This window comes from Haloarcula sp. H-GB5 (genome assembly GCF_054850705.1).
Genome location: NZ_JBTWBG010000002.1, coordinates 1,215,210 through 1,229,238, shown reverse-complemented (window position 1 = coordinate 1,229,238; position 14,029 = coordinate 1,215,210). Strand labels below are relative to the sequence as shown.

Here is a 14,029-nt window from a genome sequence, read left to right as displayed (position 1 = left end):
TGAGGACAAAAGCTATAGCTGGATAAAAACCCTTGGCCCAGACTCTCCTGTCGCTACGGAGTATCACACAGCCAAGTCCGACCACAGACGACAGCCCAGATCAGGACAGGCGCAGCGAGTCAGCGAGCGCCATGACGCCCTCCTCCGACCGAAGCCGGCGCTGTCGCTCGGCGCCGCTTTCGCGGTCGTACAGCTCCCACAGTCCGTCGATACCCAGCCGGTCGCTCTCGATTTCGACCAGTTCCTCGACCGAGCGCGTCGTCGAGAGGTCACGCGACAGCAGGTCCGCGGACTGGCCGTGGCGGATCGCGCGCCACTTGTTCTCGTCGAGGAATTCCCGGCGGAGCCGCCGTCCGGACTCCCCGTCCTCGTAGCGTTCAGCGAGGTCGACGACGAGTTCGTGGACGTATTCAACGAAGGCCAGCACCCGGTCCGGGTCGGCCTGTCCGTCCGGCGCACGTACTTCGACGGTACCGTGGCCGGAGTGGGGCCGCACGTCGAACCAAAGTTCGCCGCGGTCGTCGATACTCCCCGTTTCGAGCATCCGTCGTTCGTAGGTCTCGAAGGCGTCGTAATCGTCGAACGCCGTCGGCATCCCGGTGTTAGGCAGGGCCTCGAAGATCTTCCCGCGGGCGGACTGCAGCCCGGTGTCGAAGCCGTTCCAGTACGGGGAGTTGGCCGACAGCGCGAGCATCAACGGGAGATGCCAGCGGAGTTCGTTCGCCACCCAGACGGCCTTGTCCGCGTCGTCCACGCCGACGTGGACGTGCAGACCCGCGGTCGTGTTGCGATGCTGTGGGTACTGGATGCGGTCCAGCTGTGACTTGTAGCGGGGCTTCTCGGCGTGTTCGAGTTCGCGCCACTTCGCCAGCGGGTGCAGGCCCGCGGCGGCGATACCGAACCCGTTCGCTTCGGCGTGGTCGACCAGCGCATCTCGGACCGACCGGAGGTTCTCACCGGCGTCCGCCGGGTCGTCGATGCGCGGCGTCTGCGTCTCGATAACGCACTTGAACAGTTCGTGGTCGAGCCGTCCGTCGAGGACCGCTGGCGGCTCCGTCTCGTAGACGAGTTCGTCTGTGCCAGACGTCGGGCGACCGAACTCGTCGACGACGTAGAACTCCTCTTCGATGCCGAGCGTTCCCATCCGGGTAAAATGCTCGGCAGAACCCGTCGCGTCCATTAATCAGCACATCGGAATCGATCCGCTAAAGCCTTCCGTCCCTGCCCGCTCGGGCTGCACAATTAGGTTCCTTCCCGGGCGATTCTGGCAGGGCGGTAACAATCCCAACTAGTCCTCTCGCGGCCGGGCAACAATACCGAGATGGTCCTCGTGATACGGGTCCAGTCGCGCCGTCTCAAGCAGTTCGTACTCGGCGCTAAGTTCCTCACGTACGTTGTCGAACACGTCCGCAGGGTCGGCTGTCACGTCCTCGCTCCGGGCCTTGATGGCCGCGAGGAGCCGCCCGTCGTCAGTCAGGAACTGTTTGTTGAGCGCCGCCACGCGGGCCTGCCCTCTGGTCGCCACGTCCTGCACGACGACGTCGACCGGTTCGACGACGTGGGCGTAACTCTCGGGCTTGCGTGCGTCCTTCAGCAGCGGAAAGAGATTCTGTCGGCTCTCCGCGGCGTCCAGCAGTTCCCGCACCGGACGGGGCGCGAACTCGACGGCGTAGGTCGGCCCGGCGAAATCCGCTACGTGGCTCACGGTCGTCCCGGCCGCCGCGCCGAGGTACAGCACGGTCTCGTCACCCTCCAGACCTGTTTCCATACCCTGTTCGAGCATCGCGCCGAGCTTCGAGCGGTGGGGGTCCCACCGTCGCCAGTCGCCGTCGGTCCGCTCGCCGTACACCGGCTGGCCCTGCGTGGCGAGGCTCGTCTCGCCGCCGAAGTCGTGGCGCTCGACGCCTGCCGGGAGCGTCATTCGTCGCCCTCCTCGGCTCGGGCCTGAATCCGCTCGATTCGTTCATCGAGTTCCGCCTGCAGGTCCGGCCGACGGTCGCCGCTGTAGTGGTCGATTCGGGCGGCAATCGAGAGCTTCCCGGCAAGTGCCCGTGCAGCCGAGCCGCGGTCCTCCCGCCGGGTCCCGCGCACGTACTCGTGGGTGAAGATGACGCCGTGTTTTGGTGACGGCGCATTCCCCTTGAGGTGGGCAAAGAGCGCGTCTTCCGCCCCAAGGACCTGCACCGTTCCGCTCGGTTTCTTCGCCAGCGCTTCGAGGCCGCCAGCCAGTGAAATAAGCCGGGCCGCAAGTACCGGTCCGGCCAGCATCGAGAGGTTCGGCGCGACGGCGGGCGCGGTCCGCTCGATGTACGCCCGGAGCGAGTCCGCCTCGTCAGCCAACCCGGCCGTCTGTTCGGCAAGCGTCCGGAGGGCCGTGTCGCCCTCGTCCTCGTCGTCCCGGTCGGCCAGCGCGCGGGCGTACTCGACGCCGCTCCCGCTGTCACCGTACCGGCTCCCGCCCCATTCGGCGACCCGTTCGGCGAGTTCATTCGCCGTCCGCTCGCAGTCGGCCATCGCCCGGACCGCGTGGACGAGCTGCTGATCGTCGGCACCCTCCTGTTTTGCGACCGCCGCGCTGGTGGCCGCCATCGTCACCTCGTGTAGCCGGTCGTAGTAGGCCGCTTCGTCGTCGGCGAACCCTGCCTCGACGGCCTGCTGTGGCCAGTCCTCCGGCGTGTCGGCTCGCCCGGCCTCTATCTGTTCGACAGCGGCCGCATCGTCGTCCGGGTCCAGCCCGGCGAACCACCCGTTGCTCATAGCCGTGTGTGCACGCCCGACCCGAAAAAGTGACGCGGTTAGCGCCTCGCCGCCCTGTCGGTACTTACTGTGCCTGGACCAGCCCTCAGCGCATCCCCGGCGGCGGTCCGCGGTCCCGTGGGTCGTCGTCGCCGTCCTCCTCTTCAAGGTCGATACCGGCCTCCTTGCGTCGGCGAATCACTGCCTGTAGCTGCCGGTAGTAGTACAGCGTTCCCACGACGCCGATGACGATGGCGATGGCCGACAGGCCGCCGAACAGCCACAAGTCACGGTCGAGGTAGTACCGGACGATGATCTGGTCGGAGGTCACCTCGTCCCAGCGGATGACCTGCTGGCCGCCGACAGTCTCGGACTCGTAGCCACCCGGGCTAATCCGCGAGAGGAACGGAATCCCGGCCCCGGTGTTGGGCGGGAGCACGACCGTGTACGAGCTGTCCTCGACGAGCGTCGGAGAGGCGAAGCGTTTGCCGGTCCGCCCAACTGAGTACCCCACCTTTCCGGAGACGTTCCCGGAGAGATTGATAGTAGTTCGCTGGCGGCTCTCTGTAGCGCTCAGCGAGGAGTTAGCGGCGCTGACGACCGTTCCGTTGGGGTATCTGAACCGGAGCGCACTGATAGGGACGCTCCGCTCGCGCCCGAGGCCATCGACAGTGTACACGTCGAACGTCGTCTCGTTTTCGACGGCGTAGACGGCGGTGTATTTCGACTCCTCGATGACGATGGTCCCGTCAGCGGAGGTGTTCCAGTCGTAGCTCGCGTTCTCGTTCAGTCGGTCCGGGTCAACCTCTTCGGAGCCGAAGAAACCGGTACAGCCCGAGAGGGCGACCAATGCGAGAACGGCGACCAGCAGCAGGTGGCGGCGTTTCATAGCTCGAAATCAGGGCACGATTGCCAGCAGCTCTGACGGCATGTACTGCCCGATATCGGCGAGCAGCCCCGGCGGGTCGGTGTCCGGGTTGCAGATGATACTCTGTTCTAACAGGCCGATGCGTTCGACAGTGACGATGTCCTGAGCGTGGCCGGCACGGTTGACTGTCGCGCGCGCTTCGGAGCGCGTGACGCTGTTTGCGTTGATGCGGCCGTTGCCACGGGTCCACTCGTACAGGCGGTCCTGCTCGACCTCTGCAAGGCTTGCAGGGTCACCGGCCACAAAGCGAAGCGGCAGGTGCTGGACCAGCCCGAACCGCTTCCGGATCTGGGTTGGCGTCCCCTGCCCGAGACCGAGCTGATCGGCCGGGATTCGGACCGTCTGGCCGAAGCCGACATCGAGGACGAAGCCGTCCTCGTCCCAGCTGTCGAGGGTCCCGACGTAGGTTTCACCGTCCTCGTGGTCGGCGACCAGCTCGCCGAATTCCTCACGGAGGAGGTTCCGGGCGACAGTTTCGTCAGGGCCATCGACAGTCACCGACGGGAATTCGTCGTCGCGGAGGCCGATGTCGTACTCTACGTCGAGGTCGCTGAGTTCGTTGCCGACCATCGAGCGAAGTCCGTCCAGCGTACGGTCCCGGGCGTCGCCGGCGACGTACACCTTTGTACCGAGAACGACCATCAGGCTTCCACGTCCACGTCGGCGTTCAGCTCGTCTCTGAGTTCGTCGATACGGTTCTCCATTGCAGTGACGAGGCGGGTGTTCTCCATCGTCTCGACCTGATTGCCACATTCGGGGCACTCGAAGCCGAATTCCATCGCTTCACCGAACTCGAAGCGGATGCCACAGTGCTCACAGAGGTAGAACTCGTTTTCCCGCTCGTATTCGCGGCGCTCTTCAAGCCCGTCGAGCAAGCGGTGCATCTCCTCTTGCAGTTGTTCCGGGATCTTCTCGTACTGGAACGTCCAGAGGTACGTGAGCCACCCGGAGTCCTCGTCGCGGAGCCGACGATAGGTCGCGAGGTCGTTCTCGTAGAGAATAAACAGCGCTCTGCGTACGTCGTTCAGTTCGAGCCCGAGCTCCTCGGCCAGTTCCTCGTCGGTCACTTCGCCGTCCGGCGGCGCGGCGGCGACCGGCATCCCTTTCGGTCCGACCAGCTCGTGGAGGTACTTCTGTATGACGGGGTCCTCCAAGAGTTCCTCAAAAGCCATTACCCGCACATCCGGGAGTCACGTGGTTAAAACCATCGGGTCGTCCTCTCTCGAACGCTGACACAGAGGCCGGGACCACGCTGCTGTTCGGACAGACTCGTTGTGCCTGCAGGCGAACAGCAACAACGGCGGACAGCAGTCCCTTTTTGCGTCCTACCGTCAGCGTAGTCCGTCGCTAGAACCCCACACACCCCACTATTCGATTTTTTCGACTGGCGTCCGACAGGAGGAGCAGGTCTCTTTGTCGATAGCGACGAAGACGGAGTCACAGGACGGACACTCGTAGAGATTCGATGCAGGTTCGTCGGCCGTGTCCGCGCCGTCATTGCCGGCGGAGCCAGTCCGAACACGGTTATCCGTCACTGCACCGGCCTCTGGTCCGTTGTCTGACTGCCCCTTCCCACCCGAGAGTACATCCGAGACTGATTTTTTGATTTTGTCTAGCATCACGAGTTGCTGCAAGATAGTAGTCATTTGAATTACTTTAACAGCTGTGGTTTTCAGGACACGGACAGTTCCAGACGCCCGTCTTCACTGGCGAACAGTCAGAGGTCGGCGAGCGGTCGCGGCGATACCTGTTCGTACTCGATGACATCGAACCCGTCGTGGGCCTCCCGGGACAGTTCTGTCCACTCCGAACCCAGATCCGGGAAATACCGGTCACCCTCGTTGCGCTCGTAGATACGGCTGAGGAAAATCCGGCTGGTGAACGGGAGGAAGAGGTCGTACACCGCCTCGCCGCCGATCACATATGTGATGGGCGGCGAGTTGGCTGCTTCTGCGCTGTCGCCAGCGAACCCCTCGGTCGCACCGGCGCGGGCGGCTGCCTCGACGGCGATCTGTGGCGTCGTGGCGTACTCGACCGTCTCCGAATTGGCACTTCGGCTGTCGTCGGTCGTCAGGACGACGGTGTAGCAGTCCGGGATGGGCTTCATCGAATCGAACGTCCGCCGGCCGAGGATGATAGGGTGGCCGGCGATCCGGTCCTTGTACTGGCGCACGTCCTCGGGATAGTGCCAGGGGACGCCGCCATCGAGACCGATGACGTTGTTCTCGTCTGCAGCGACCACGAGGACCAGTTCGGTGTCGGGTATCGTCGTCATTTGTATCCCAGCGCCTCCAGTCGGTCGTCGAGGTCCCCGGCAAACTGCGTCTCGGACGCGTCCTCGAACTCGGTGTAGCCGTCGAGTGGCGTCGCGATGTCCACGTCGGCGTACCGTTCGCTGTCGAAGTGGTTCCGGACGACGGTGGCATCGATATCGCTGTCCTCGGCCGTGCCACCACAGCCTTTGATGACGGATTCGTGGGCACTGTCTCCCCACGCCGCCCGCTTCCGGACCTCGTCGCCGGGCCGGTCGTGATAAACTAAGCGGGCGTGCTTCGCAAACGGGGCGGCGTCACCACAGACCCGTTCTGCCTCCTCGCGCATCGCCGGGCCGATGGGTGCCTGGGACGCGACGACGGTCCCGTTCGGCGACGCAAACGCCGGCCCGTCTGCATTGCCGTCGCCGAGCGCCATCGCGCGGACGGCGTCCGGGAACCGACTGAGTGTCGCCAGGTCAGTGACGCGGTGTCCCTCCCGCTGGCCGGGAGCCCGGACGACGAGCGGGGCGTGGTACATCGTATCGTGGGTGCCGATGCGGTGGCTGACGGCCGGTGGTTCCTCGGGAATCGCCGTCGGCTCGCCGAAGCCTTCGCCGTGGTCGCCGACGAAGACGACCAGCGTGTCGTCGAGGACGCCCCGTTCGTCCAGTCCGCGGATCAGGGTCTCGAAGATTGCGTCGGCCTGCCGGACGGCACCGTCGTATATCTGTTCGAGAATGCTGGCGAAGCCAAGCGAGAGGTTCCCCGAGAGGAACTCCCAGTGCCACTTGAACCCCATCGACTCCTGCATGTCGCGGGAGCGCTCGTCGCTCCACTCGTCGTACTCGGCGAGCGGTTCGTACGGGCGGTGGGTGTCCATCAAGTTGATGCAGGCGGCCCACTCGCTCTCCCGGTCGTCGACCCACTCCAGCGTTCGGTCGGCGTACCAGAAGCCGTTGGGCCAGTCGCCAAGCGAACCGTTCGTCTCGTAGGCCGAGTCATACTGCTCGGGCGATCCGACGGCCGTCTGGAACACGTCGTCGAGCCCCGATTCGTGGTCGGTCAGAAACGGATTGTCGGAGAACAAGCCAGTGTCGTAGCCCGCTGCAGCCAGCTCCTCGAAGATTGTGTGACCGGCGTCGAGTCTAGCGGTATGGTCGACGCCGTGTTCGTGGGCCTCGTGGCCCGTGAACATGCTGACGTGGCTGGGGACGGTCCAGTTGCTCGGACTGCGAGCCTGCGTGTACACCGTCGCCTCCTCGGCGAAGGCGTCGAGGAAGGGCGTCGTCTCCCGGCGATAGCCCAGCACGGAGGTGCTCCGGGCGCGGAGACTGTCAGCGACGACGAGCAACACGTTGTGACGCGACATCTGAGCCACAGTTAGCGTCGAGCGATAAAAGGCCCGCGGCACAACTGCGTGGGTATCACTCCTCGTCGGGGTCGACGACTCGCTTGCCGGTCTCCTGCGGCACGACGACTCTATCGGGGTTCTCCCACTCGCGGTCCAGTTCCCGGCCCTCGAATAGGCGGTCGAGGAAGACGGCCAGTGAAGCGACCTCGGAGTGTGGCTGGTTGGTGACGCCGACGTTCCAGTCGGCGTGTTCGTACACTTCGAAGGGGACTTTCTCCGCGCCAACGACGACCAGCAGCGGCGCTTCGGCGTGGGCCTCGCGAACGTCAGCCTCAACCTCTTGGACCGGCTCGCCGTACATCGTCAGGTGGACGACGCGGCCCTCGAAATCACGGATGAGCCCCTTTGGCTCCTCTGTCGAGGCCACGTCGAACGGGCCACCGAACCGGTCGGTGATGTCGATGATGGTGTCGGCCTGGTTGCGGGCAGCGTTGGCCAGCACGACCTTATCGGCCCCGAGCGCGCGTGCGGTCAGCCCGACGTGGGTCGTCATCCGCTCGTCCCGGCCGGGCCGGTGGCCCAGTCGGAGCACCGTCACCTGCTGTGAGTCCTTCATCCGTCGCTCCGTGCCGCTTCGATAGCTGACCGCACCGGTTCGTAGGCGATTTCGCTCCACTCGACCTGCTCGTCGTTGACGAACACGGCTGGTGTTCCTTGGACGCCGCGGTCGATACCGGCCTCGCGGTCACCCGAGATCGTCGGGCGGTACAGTTCCCCCGTCGCGGCCGCTCGAACCGTCTCGCCGTCGATGTCTATGCCCTCCGTCAGGTCGGCGTAGGTGTCCGGTCCCAACTGATTCTGATTCGCGAACAGGCGCTCGGAGTAGGTGAAGAAGGCCTCGTCGCCAACGTTGTCCTGCACGGCGCGCGCGGCGCTTGCGGCCTGCCACGAGGCGTTCTTGTCGACCGGAACCGGGAAGTCGTGGAACTCGTAGCGGATGGTTCCATCAGTGAGGTAGTCTTCCCGAACCTTCGGGTAGACGGATTCCGAGTAGGTCGCGCAGTGCGGACAGGCGTAGTCTTCGTACACCGCCACGGTCACATCAGCCTCGGGGTCGCCGGCGACCGGCGTCGAGAGGGGCTGGCCCGGGAGGGGCGTTGCCGTCTCCGTTCCAGCAGTCTCCGTTTCGGTCGACTCAGAACCGCCGCCGGCACATCCGGCTAGCGCGCCGAGCGCTACAGTCGTCGCCGAGAGAACGCTACGGCGTGTGAATCGAGTCATAGCCGACTCTCACAGGGGAAGCTATAAAACGACGTTGTCATCCGTTACTTGCCTACCGACTCCCCCGGAATCGGCCGCGACCGCAACGTTTTACCTCGCATGCGAAACATCGCAACTATGGACGTATCAGAGAAGCGAATAGTCGTCACCGGCGGGGCGGGCTTTATCGGGTCCCATCTGGTTGAGCGCCTCGTTCCGGACAACGACGTCGTGGTCGTCGACAACGAAGCGAACGGGCAATCTGAGTGGGTCCACAAGGACGCGACTTACCTCGATGGCGACCTCACTGATCCCGACATCGTCGCCGAGGCTATCACGAGTGACGTCGACCTCGTTGTCCACCTCGCGGCGTCGAAACTGGTCGATACGGACACACCTCGCCGACAGTTCGAGGACAACAGCGACATCACGTACAACATCCTCGAACGGATGCAGGAAGCCGGCGTCGAGAACCTCGTGTTTACGTCGTCGTCCACGGTATACGGCGAAGCGCCGCGGCCGACGCCGGAAGACTACGCGCCGCTTGAACCCATCAGCGTCTACGGCGCGACGAAACTCGCCGAGGAATCGCTCGTCTCGACGTACGCCCACAGCCACGACATCCAGTCGTGGGTGTTCCGGTTCGCAAACATCGTCGGCCCGCGCCTGCGCGGGGCGGTCATCCCCGACTTCATCGAGAAGCTCACCGAGGACCCGTCGACGCTGACAATTCTCGGCGACGGCCGCCAGGAGAAGTCCTACATGCACATCTCCGAGTGTCTCGACGCGATGCTGTTCGCCGTCGAACACGCCGATAAGGACCACAACGTGTTCAACCTCGGCACGCGGACGACCACGTCAGTCGATCGCATCGCCAGCATCGTCGCCGACGAGATGGATATCGACCCCGAGTACGAGTACACTGGCGGCGACCGCGGCTGGACCGGCGACGTGCCGCGGATGCGCCTCTCCATCGATAAGCTCTCGGCGCTCGGCTGGGAACCCGAGCAGTCGAGCGACGACGCGGTGCGGCAGTCGACCCGCGAACTGCTCGAAGAACTCTAAGCTCGGATTCAGGCCGGGTACGTACCGTTTAGCTGTGCCTTTTCTACGACGTGGCCGCTGGCCGCGTCGTACACGTCATCCTTGTCTGCCGCCGGGGAGAGATCGAGCGTCGTGTCTAGCGCATATAGGAGGAACCGGTACGTGTGCTCCCGGTCCGGCGGACTCGGACCACCCCAGCCAACCTCGCCGAAGTCGTTCTGTCCCTCTGTGGCCTCGGCAGGTGTCCATCCCTCCGGAACCCGACCTATATCCGGCGGAATGTTCCAGACGAGCCAGTGGTCCCATACCTTCCCGGCTGGCTCCTCGGCGTCCGGGTCATCGACGATGAGGAGCAGCGATGACGCGTCCGACGGGACGTGCTCGACCTCCAGCGGGGGATTCGTGTTCGCTGCCGAGTAGCCGTGTTCCTCGGGGATGCGCTCGCCGTCGCCGAACGCAGGGCTTCGGAGCTGTAGGTCTGCCATGTCTGGAGATATGACAGACAAACACAAAAGCATCGTCCCGGCAGCCATTTGCGGCTCCGCGCCGAACCGCCGGACGTGCAGGTCGTGGGTTATCGCGCGCGGGTCGACGAACACGCCGCGCTCCTGTTGGCCGAGGACGGGAGCGTGACTACTGAGCGATTAGACCCGGGCACCGAACTCTCGTACACGCTCGGCGAGCGCCACTGTGCCGGTGCAGTCGACGACGACCGACATTTTCACTGTGGCAACGACCCCGCGCCGTACTGTCCGGAACACACCGATATCTGGCCGTGTGCCCGCTGTACCGGGGACTGTAACAAGCCCCTCGATACCTGCGACGAGGAGCACGCGGTGTACCTGGCGGCGTTCGCGCCGGACGTGATCAAGGTCGGGGTCACCCGCTCCTGGCGGCTGGAGACGCGGCTCCGCGAGCAGGGGGCCGACAGGGCCGCCCACCTTCGGACCGTCGCCGACGGCCGTATCGCCCGGCAGGTCGAGGCCGACATCGCCGTCGAGTTGGGCGACCGGGTCAGAGTCCCCACGAAGATATCGGGATTCGACCAGTCCGTCGATACGGACTGGTGGGCGTCGCTCTGTGAGCGCTACGACCCGCTTGCGACCTACGACTTCGAGTACGGCCTCTCTCTTTCGGACCGTCCGATGGCCGAGACGCTAGCGACGGGGACCATCCGGGGGACGAAGGGACGGGTCGCCGTGCTTGAGAACAACGGCAGCGTCTACGCCGTCGACCTCCGACAGCTCGTCGGCTACGAACTTTCAGACGGCGGAACCGACCGCGACCTTCAGTCGAGCCTCGGCGCGTTCTGATAACACCGGCGACTAGCGTCGCTGTAGTCCACATCTGACAGTGCAGAAGACATTTAAATGCGGCTGTTGCCCATCCTCGTGTGCGACGTGAAACCCTCCTGACCGGTGGCGTGGTCGTGGTCGTCCTGACCATGCTCATCGGTGCAACAGCGGTCCCCGGCGCGCTCTCCGAACCCGAGGACAACGTTCGCGAGAGCTACCTCGACCTCCGCGAGACGACCATCGAACCGGCGTCGGTCGACGGCCAGACAGTGACGCTCGCCATCGACGCCCGGCTCTCGCACCGCGGCGGTCCCGCCGAGAACGTCACCGTCGAGACGCGGGCCATCGATTCGGACACCGGCCTCGTTGCGACGACGACGCGGCAGTCGGTTGGCACAGTCGAAGGGGAACGAGAGGTATCGGTGCGGTCGAACATCACGGTCGAGCGGGCGGGCGGCTATCGGATCGACACGATCGTCTACGAGGACGGTGACCGAATCGAGACCGGTCAGCAGTCGGTCCAGAACGTCGATGCACTCACACCGGCATACGCCCGCAGTACCGTGGCCTTCCAGCGCTTCGAGAACGCCGGCGTCCCGCTGGACTCTATCACCTACCGGATCGACGGCGTCTCGGACAACCGGACGACGCTGAACGTCTCAGTGTACGTCACGAACGCCGGCAACAATCCGTCTACTGACCTCTCACTCCGGCTCCGAGCACGGCAAGCTGACTCGAATGTCATCGCTGACGAGTCGACCGTGCGGGTCGGCCAGATCCGCCCCGGCCGGACTGAGATCGTCAGAACCCAACTGACGGTGCCTGATGACTACAACTACTGGCTCGACGGCATGCTGCTTTCCGACGGCGTCATCGTCGGGACGGAGAGTTCCCCGGCGAACCTCCATCCGACGGAGCGCCTCCAGGAGAACGAAACCAGAGAACAGGTCGGCTTCCAGTCCAGCGATTTCGAGCAGGACCGGCCAGCGGAGCAGGGGATGGACGAACCACAGCAGACCTCGGCCGATGGTCCCGGATTCACGGCGCTGATCGGACTGCTTGCGGTCCTCGCAAGCGCGCTCCTCGTTGCACGGAGACAGACCAATGAGTGATACCTCCAACACCGACACAGTGGCACAGGATATCGACGCGGATACCGGCGACGCTGTCGGCGAGACCGATGACGACTCGGGTCCCGCGATAGCTACCTACGCGCAGTGGGCGGTGTTCGCTATTCTCACGCTCGTGGCACTCATCGCGACACTGCAGTTCTACTTCTCCGCGTCGTCAGCGATTGATACGTTCGTCACTGACCGGTACCGGCCGCTGTTCAACGCGGCGTTCAACCTCGCCGTGGTGCTCGCCTGTGGGCTGGGGCTCTCGGTGCTAGTCCGACGGCTCGCCTGAATCCGTCGCCAGCCATATCAGGTACCCACAGTCGGCGTTTCAGTAATCCGAGGGTTCAGGGGCGTGTCAGCCATACGTCGAGAGGTATCCGTATGTCCCGACGACGCGCGACGCGGCGACGGTTCCTGGCGAGTTGCAGCGCCATCGCCGGCGTGAGTCTGGCCGGCTGTACCGGCGGCGACGAGTCGACTGCCACTGACTCGACGCCGTCACCCACTGACGATGGTGATGCCGAACCCACGACGACAACCGACGAGCCGCCGGCAACCGACACCGAGACAGCGACGCCGGACCAGGCAGCCGTCGAGACGCTCGTCTCGGTCGGCGGCGACCGTGTGCCCGAGAATATGGCGCTTGGCCCTGACGGTGGCCTGTACTTCGGTATCACGGCCGGCGAGGTTCGGCGCGTCCCCGAAACAGAGACCGGTGCGACCGACCTCACGCTCGACGACACCGAACAGATTGCGACACTGCCCGGTGCGATCGGCGTCGAAACAGCACCCGATGGAACGGTGTACGTCGCCGTCGCCACGCAGGACGATCAGGCGGGCGTCTGGGAAGTCCCAGCTGACGGCGAAGCGACACAGCTCGTGGGCATCAGTGGGTTCCCGAACGACATCCACTACGATACCGACCGGGAGCGCCTGCTGGTGACCGAGTCCCAGAGCGGCGTGGTCTACGCGGTCACGACCGACGGCGAGCGGTCGACCTGGCTGGACGACGACCGGCTGGAGACGGAGAGTTTCGGCGCGAACGGGATTACCCGCGACGCCGACGGCGATATCTACGTCGCAGTGACGCGAGCCCCCGAAGACACTGGCAGGCTGCTCCGTGTCCCGGTCGAGTCGGACGGTACCGCCGGCGAGCCGTCGATGTTCTTCGAAGGCGGTGCGATATTCGGTGCAGATGGGATTACCAGCCGGGACGGTAGCATCTACGTCGCCGCCAACAGCCAGAACCGCGTCGTCAGAGTGACTGCGGACGGGACCACGGACGCCGTCGCAACAGCGGACGACGGTTTGGTGTTCCCCTCGGACGTGCTCTTCGGGACCGGCGACCAGCGCGGGTCGCTGTTCATCTGCAACTTCGCGAACCAGTCACCCGAAGACGGCGCGATCCTCCGGACCAGCGTCCCTCGCTGACCAACCATCTACACCGACTGTCTTCGGACGGCAACCCTTTTCAGCGGCCCAACCAAAGCCGAGCGTATGGCAGACGATGAACCTGAAGACGCTGGCGAATCGGCGGAGGCGACCGAGGACAACGGTGAGGAGAAGTCCTTCCGCGAGCGGGTCGAGGAGATCCGACAGCAGCGCGCCGAGGAGCGCGAAGAAGGCGAGGGCGATGGCGAAGAGATGAGCCGCGAAGAGCGCATGGAAGAGATGATGGGCGGTGGCGGCGGCCCCGGCGGCATGGGCGGGGGCAACCCCTTCGCGCAGATGATGGGCGGCATGATGGGCGGCGGCCCCGGTGGTCCCGGTCCGGGCGGCCCCGGCGGCATGGGCGGCGGCCCGCCAAGCCAGCACGAGGAATCCGGCGGTAGCGACAACGAGGAACTCACCCGTGAGATGCGAAAGCTCCGGGACGAAGTCCACGACATGCGACGCTCGCTCGACCGCATCGCCGACGCGCTCGAAGACTAACGGAACACGACTGGCCGACGTTTTTGCGGACGAACGGGACAGACTCATCCGAATCCCACCGAGAGCATCCGCTCAGCATCGAACAGCGATAGGGTGACTGAGTCTCTGAA

At 64.8% G+C, this 14,029-nt stretch carries 18 protein-coding genes; 6 read left to right on the top strand and 12 right to left on the bottom strand.

Annotated elements, in window-relative coordinates:
- Nucleotides 1-100: 100 nt before the first annotated feature.
- The 11 genes from ACYJ11_RS14305 to ACYJ11_RS14255 form a co-directional block, all read right to left on the bottom strand.
- The gene (locus ACYJ11_RS14305) at nucleotides 101-1,180 is read right to left on the bottom strand and encodes a glutamate--cysteine ligase (protein ID WP_461648249.1); all 1,080 of its coding nucleotides are present in this window, start codon (nucleotides 1,178-1,180) and stop codon (nucleotides 101-103) included.
- A 108-nt stretch (nucleotides 1,181-1,288) separates the two neighbouring features.
- Nucleotides 1,289-1,921, bottom strand: coding sequence for a fibrillarin-like rRNA/tRNA 2'-O-methyltransferase (locus ACYJ11_RS14300; protein WP_461648248.1), 633 nt, complete (start codon nucleotides 1,919-1,921; stop codon nucleotides 1,289-1,291).
- On the bottom strand, nucleotides 1,918-2,757 hold the full coding sequence (locus ACYJ11_RS14295; RefSeq protein ID WP_461648247.1) for an NOP5/NOP56 family protein: 840 nt from the start codon (nucleotides 2,755-2,757) through the stop codon (nucleotides 1,918-1,920). Before ACYJ11_RS14295 ends, ACYJ11_RS14300 begins: the two co-directional genes overlap by 4 nt.
- An 85-nt stretch (nucleotides 2,758-2,842) precedes the next feature.
- Nucleotides 2,843-3,625 carry a DUF5803 family protein gene (locus ACYJ11_RS14290; RefSeq protein ID WP_461648246.1) on the bottom strand — a complete coding sequence of 261 codons (783 nt, stop codon included), beginning with the start codon at nucleotides 3,623-3,625 and terminating at the stop codon, nucleotides 2,843-2,845.
- A 9-nt stretch (nucleotides 3,626-3,634) separates the two neighbouring features.
- Entirely contained in the window at nucleotides 3,635-4,306 is a 672-nt protein-coding gene (locus ACYJ11_RS14285) for a DUF2110 family protein (RefSeq protein ID WP_188977111.1), read from the bottom strand.
- The gene (tfe, locus tag ACYJ11_RS14280; protein ID WP_064288044.1) at nucleotides 4,306-4,836 is read right to left on the bottom strand and encodes a transcription factor E; all 531 of its coding nucleotides are present in this window, start codon (nucleotides 4,834-4,836) and stop codon (nucleotides 4,306-4,308) included. Before tfe ends, ACYJ11_RS14285 begins: the two co-directional genes overlap by 1 nt.
- A gap of 195 nt (nucleotides 4,837-5,031) precedes the next feature.
- Nucleotides 5,032-5,310 (bottom strand): hypothetical protein, encoded by a 279-nt coding sequence (locus ACYJ11_RS14275; protein WP_005534422.1) that lies wholly within the window; start codon nucleotides 5,308-5,310, stop codon nucleotides 5,032-5,034.
- A 71-nt stretch (nucleotides 5,311-5,381) separates the two neighbouring features.
- Nucleotides 5,382-5,939, bottom strand: coding sequence for a dihydrofolate reductase (locus ACYJ11_RS14270; RefSeq protein WP_461648245.1), 558 nt, complete (start codon nucleotides 5,937-5,939; stop codon nucleotides 5,382-5,384).
- Complete coding sequence (locus ACYJ11_RS14265; protein ID WP_461648244.1) at nucleotides 5,936-7,288, bottom strand: sulfatase; 1,353 nt, start codon at nucleotides 7,286-7,288, stop codon at nucleotides 5,936-5,938. The genes ACYJ11_RS14270 and ACYJ11_RS14265 overlap by 4 nt, the downstream gene beginning before the upstream one ends.
- Nucleotides 7,289-7,343: 55 nt before the next feature.
- Entirely contained in the window at nucleotides 7,344-7,886 is a 543-nt protein-coding gene (locus tag ACYJ11_RS14260) for a tRNA (cytidine(56)-2'-O)-methyltransferase (protein WP_461648243.1), read from the bottom strand.
- Complete coding sequence (locus tag ACYJ11_RS14255) at nucleotides 7,883-8,551, bottom strand: DsbA family protein (protein ID WP_170096093.1); 669 nt, start codon at nucleotides 8,549-8,551, stop codon at nucleotides 7,883-7,885. Before ACYJ11_RS14255 ends, ACYJ11_RS14260 begins: the two co-directional genes overlap by 4 nt.
- 117 nt (nucleotides 8,552-8,668) lie before the next feature.
- Here ACYJ11_RS14255 and ACYJ11_RS14250 point away from each other — a divergent pair, with 117 nt between their 5' ends.
- Nucleotides 8,669-9,595: an NAD-dependent epimerase/dehydratase family protein gene (locus ACYJ11_RS14250; RefSeq protein WP_461648242.1), complete on the top strand. Its 927-nt coding sequence runs from the start codon at nucleotides 8,669-8,671 to the stop codon at nucleotides 9,593-9,595.
- 8 nt (nucleotides 9,596-9,603) lie between these two features.
- Here ACYJ11_RS14250 and ACYJ11_RS14245 read toward each other — a convergent pair whose 3' ends face one another.
- The gene (locus ACYJ11_RS14245) at nucleotides 9,604-10,059 is read right to left on the bottom strand and encodes a YbhB/YbcL family Raf kinase inhibitor-like protein (RefSeq protein WP_461648241.1); all 456 of its coding nucleotides are present in this window, start codon (nucleotides 10,057-10,059) and stop codon (nucleotides 9,604-9,606) included.
- A 48-nt stretch (nucleotides 10,060-10,107) separates the two neighbouring features.
- On the opposite strand from ACYJ11_RS14245, the gene ACYJ11_RS14240 reads away from it, so the two are divergent.
- The 5 genes from ACYJ11_RS14240 (at nucleotide 10,108) to ACYJ11_RS14220 (ending at nucleotide 13,919) form a co-directional block, all read left to right on the top strand.
- Nucleotides 10,108-10,887, top strand: coding sequence for a DUF2797 domain-containing protein (locus ACYJ11_RS14240; RefSeq protein ID WP_461648240.1), 780 nt, complete (start codon nucleotides 10,108-10,110; stop codon nucleotides 10,885-10,887).
- 80 nt (nucleotides 10,888-10,967) lie between these two features.
- Nucleotides 10,968-11,981 (top strand): DUF7490 domain-containing protein, encoded by a 1,014-nt coding sequence (locus ACYJ11_RS14235; protein ID WP_461648239.1) that lies wholly within the window; start codon nucleotides 10,968-10,970, stop codon nucleotides 11,979-11,981.
- Nucleotides 11,974-12,276 carry a hypothetical protein gene (locus ACYJ11_RS14230; RefSeq protein ID WP_188977099.1) on the top strand — a complete coding sequence of 101 codons (303 nt, stop codon included), beginning with the start codon at nucleotides 11,974-11,976 and terminating at the stop codon, nucleotides 12,274-12,276. Before ACYJ11_RS14235 ends, ACYJ11_RS14230 begins: the two co-directional genes overlap by 8 nt.
- 92 nt (nucleotides 12,277-12,368) lie before the next feature.
- The gene (locus ACYJ11_RS14225) at nucleotides 12,369-13,418 is read left to right on the top strand and encodes an SMP-30/gluconolactonase/LRE family protein (protein WP_461648238.1); all 1,050 of its coding nucleotides are present in this window, start codon (nucleotides 12,369-12,371) and stop codon (nucleotides 13,416-13,418) included.
- A gap of 66 nt (nucleotides 13,419-13,484) precedes the next feature.
- Entirely contained in the window at nucleotides 13,485-13,919 is a 435-nt protein-coding gene (locus ACYJ11_RS14220) for a hypothetical protein (protein WP_170096086.1), read from the top strand.
- Nucleotides 13,920-14,029 lie beyond the last annotated feature (110 nt).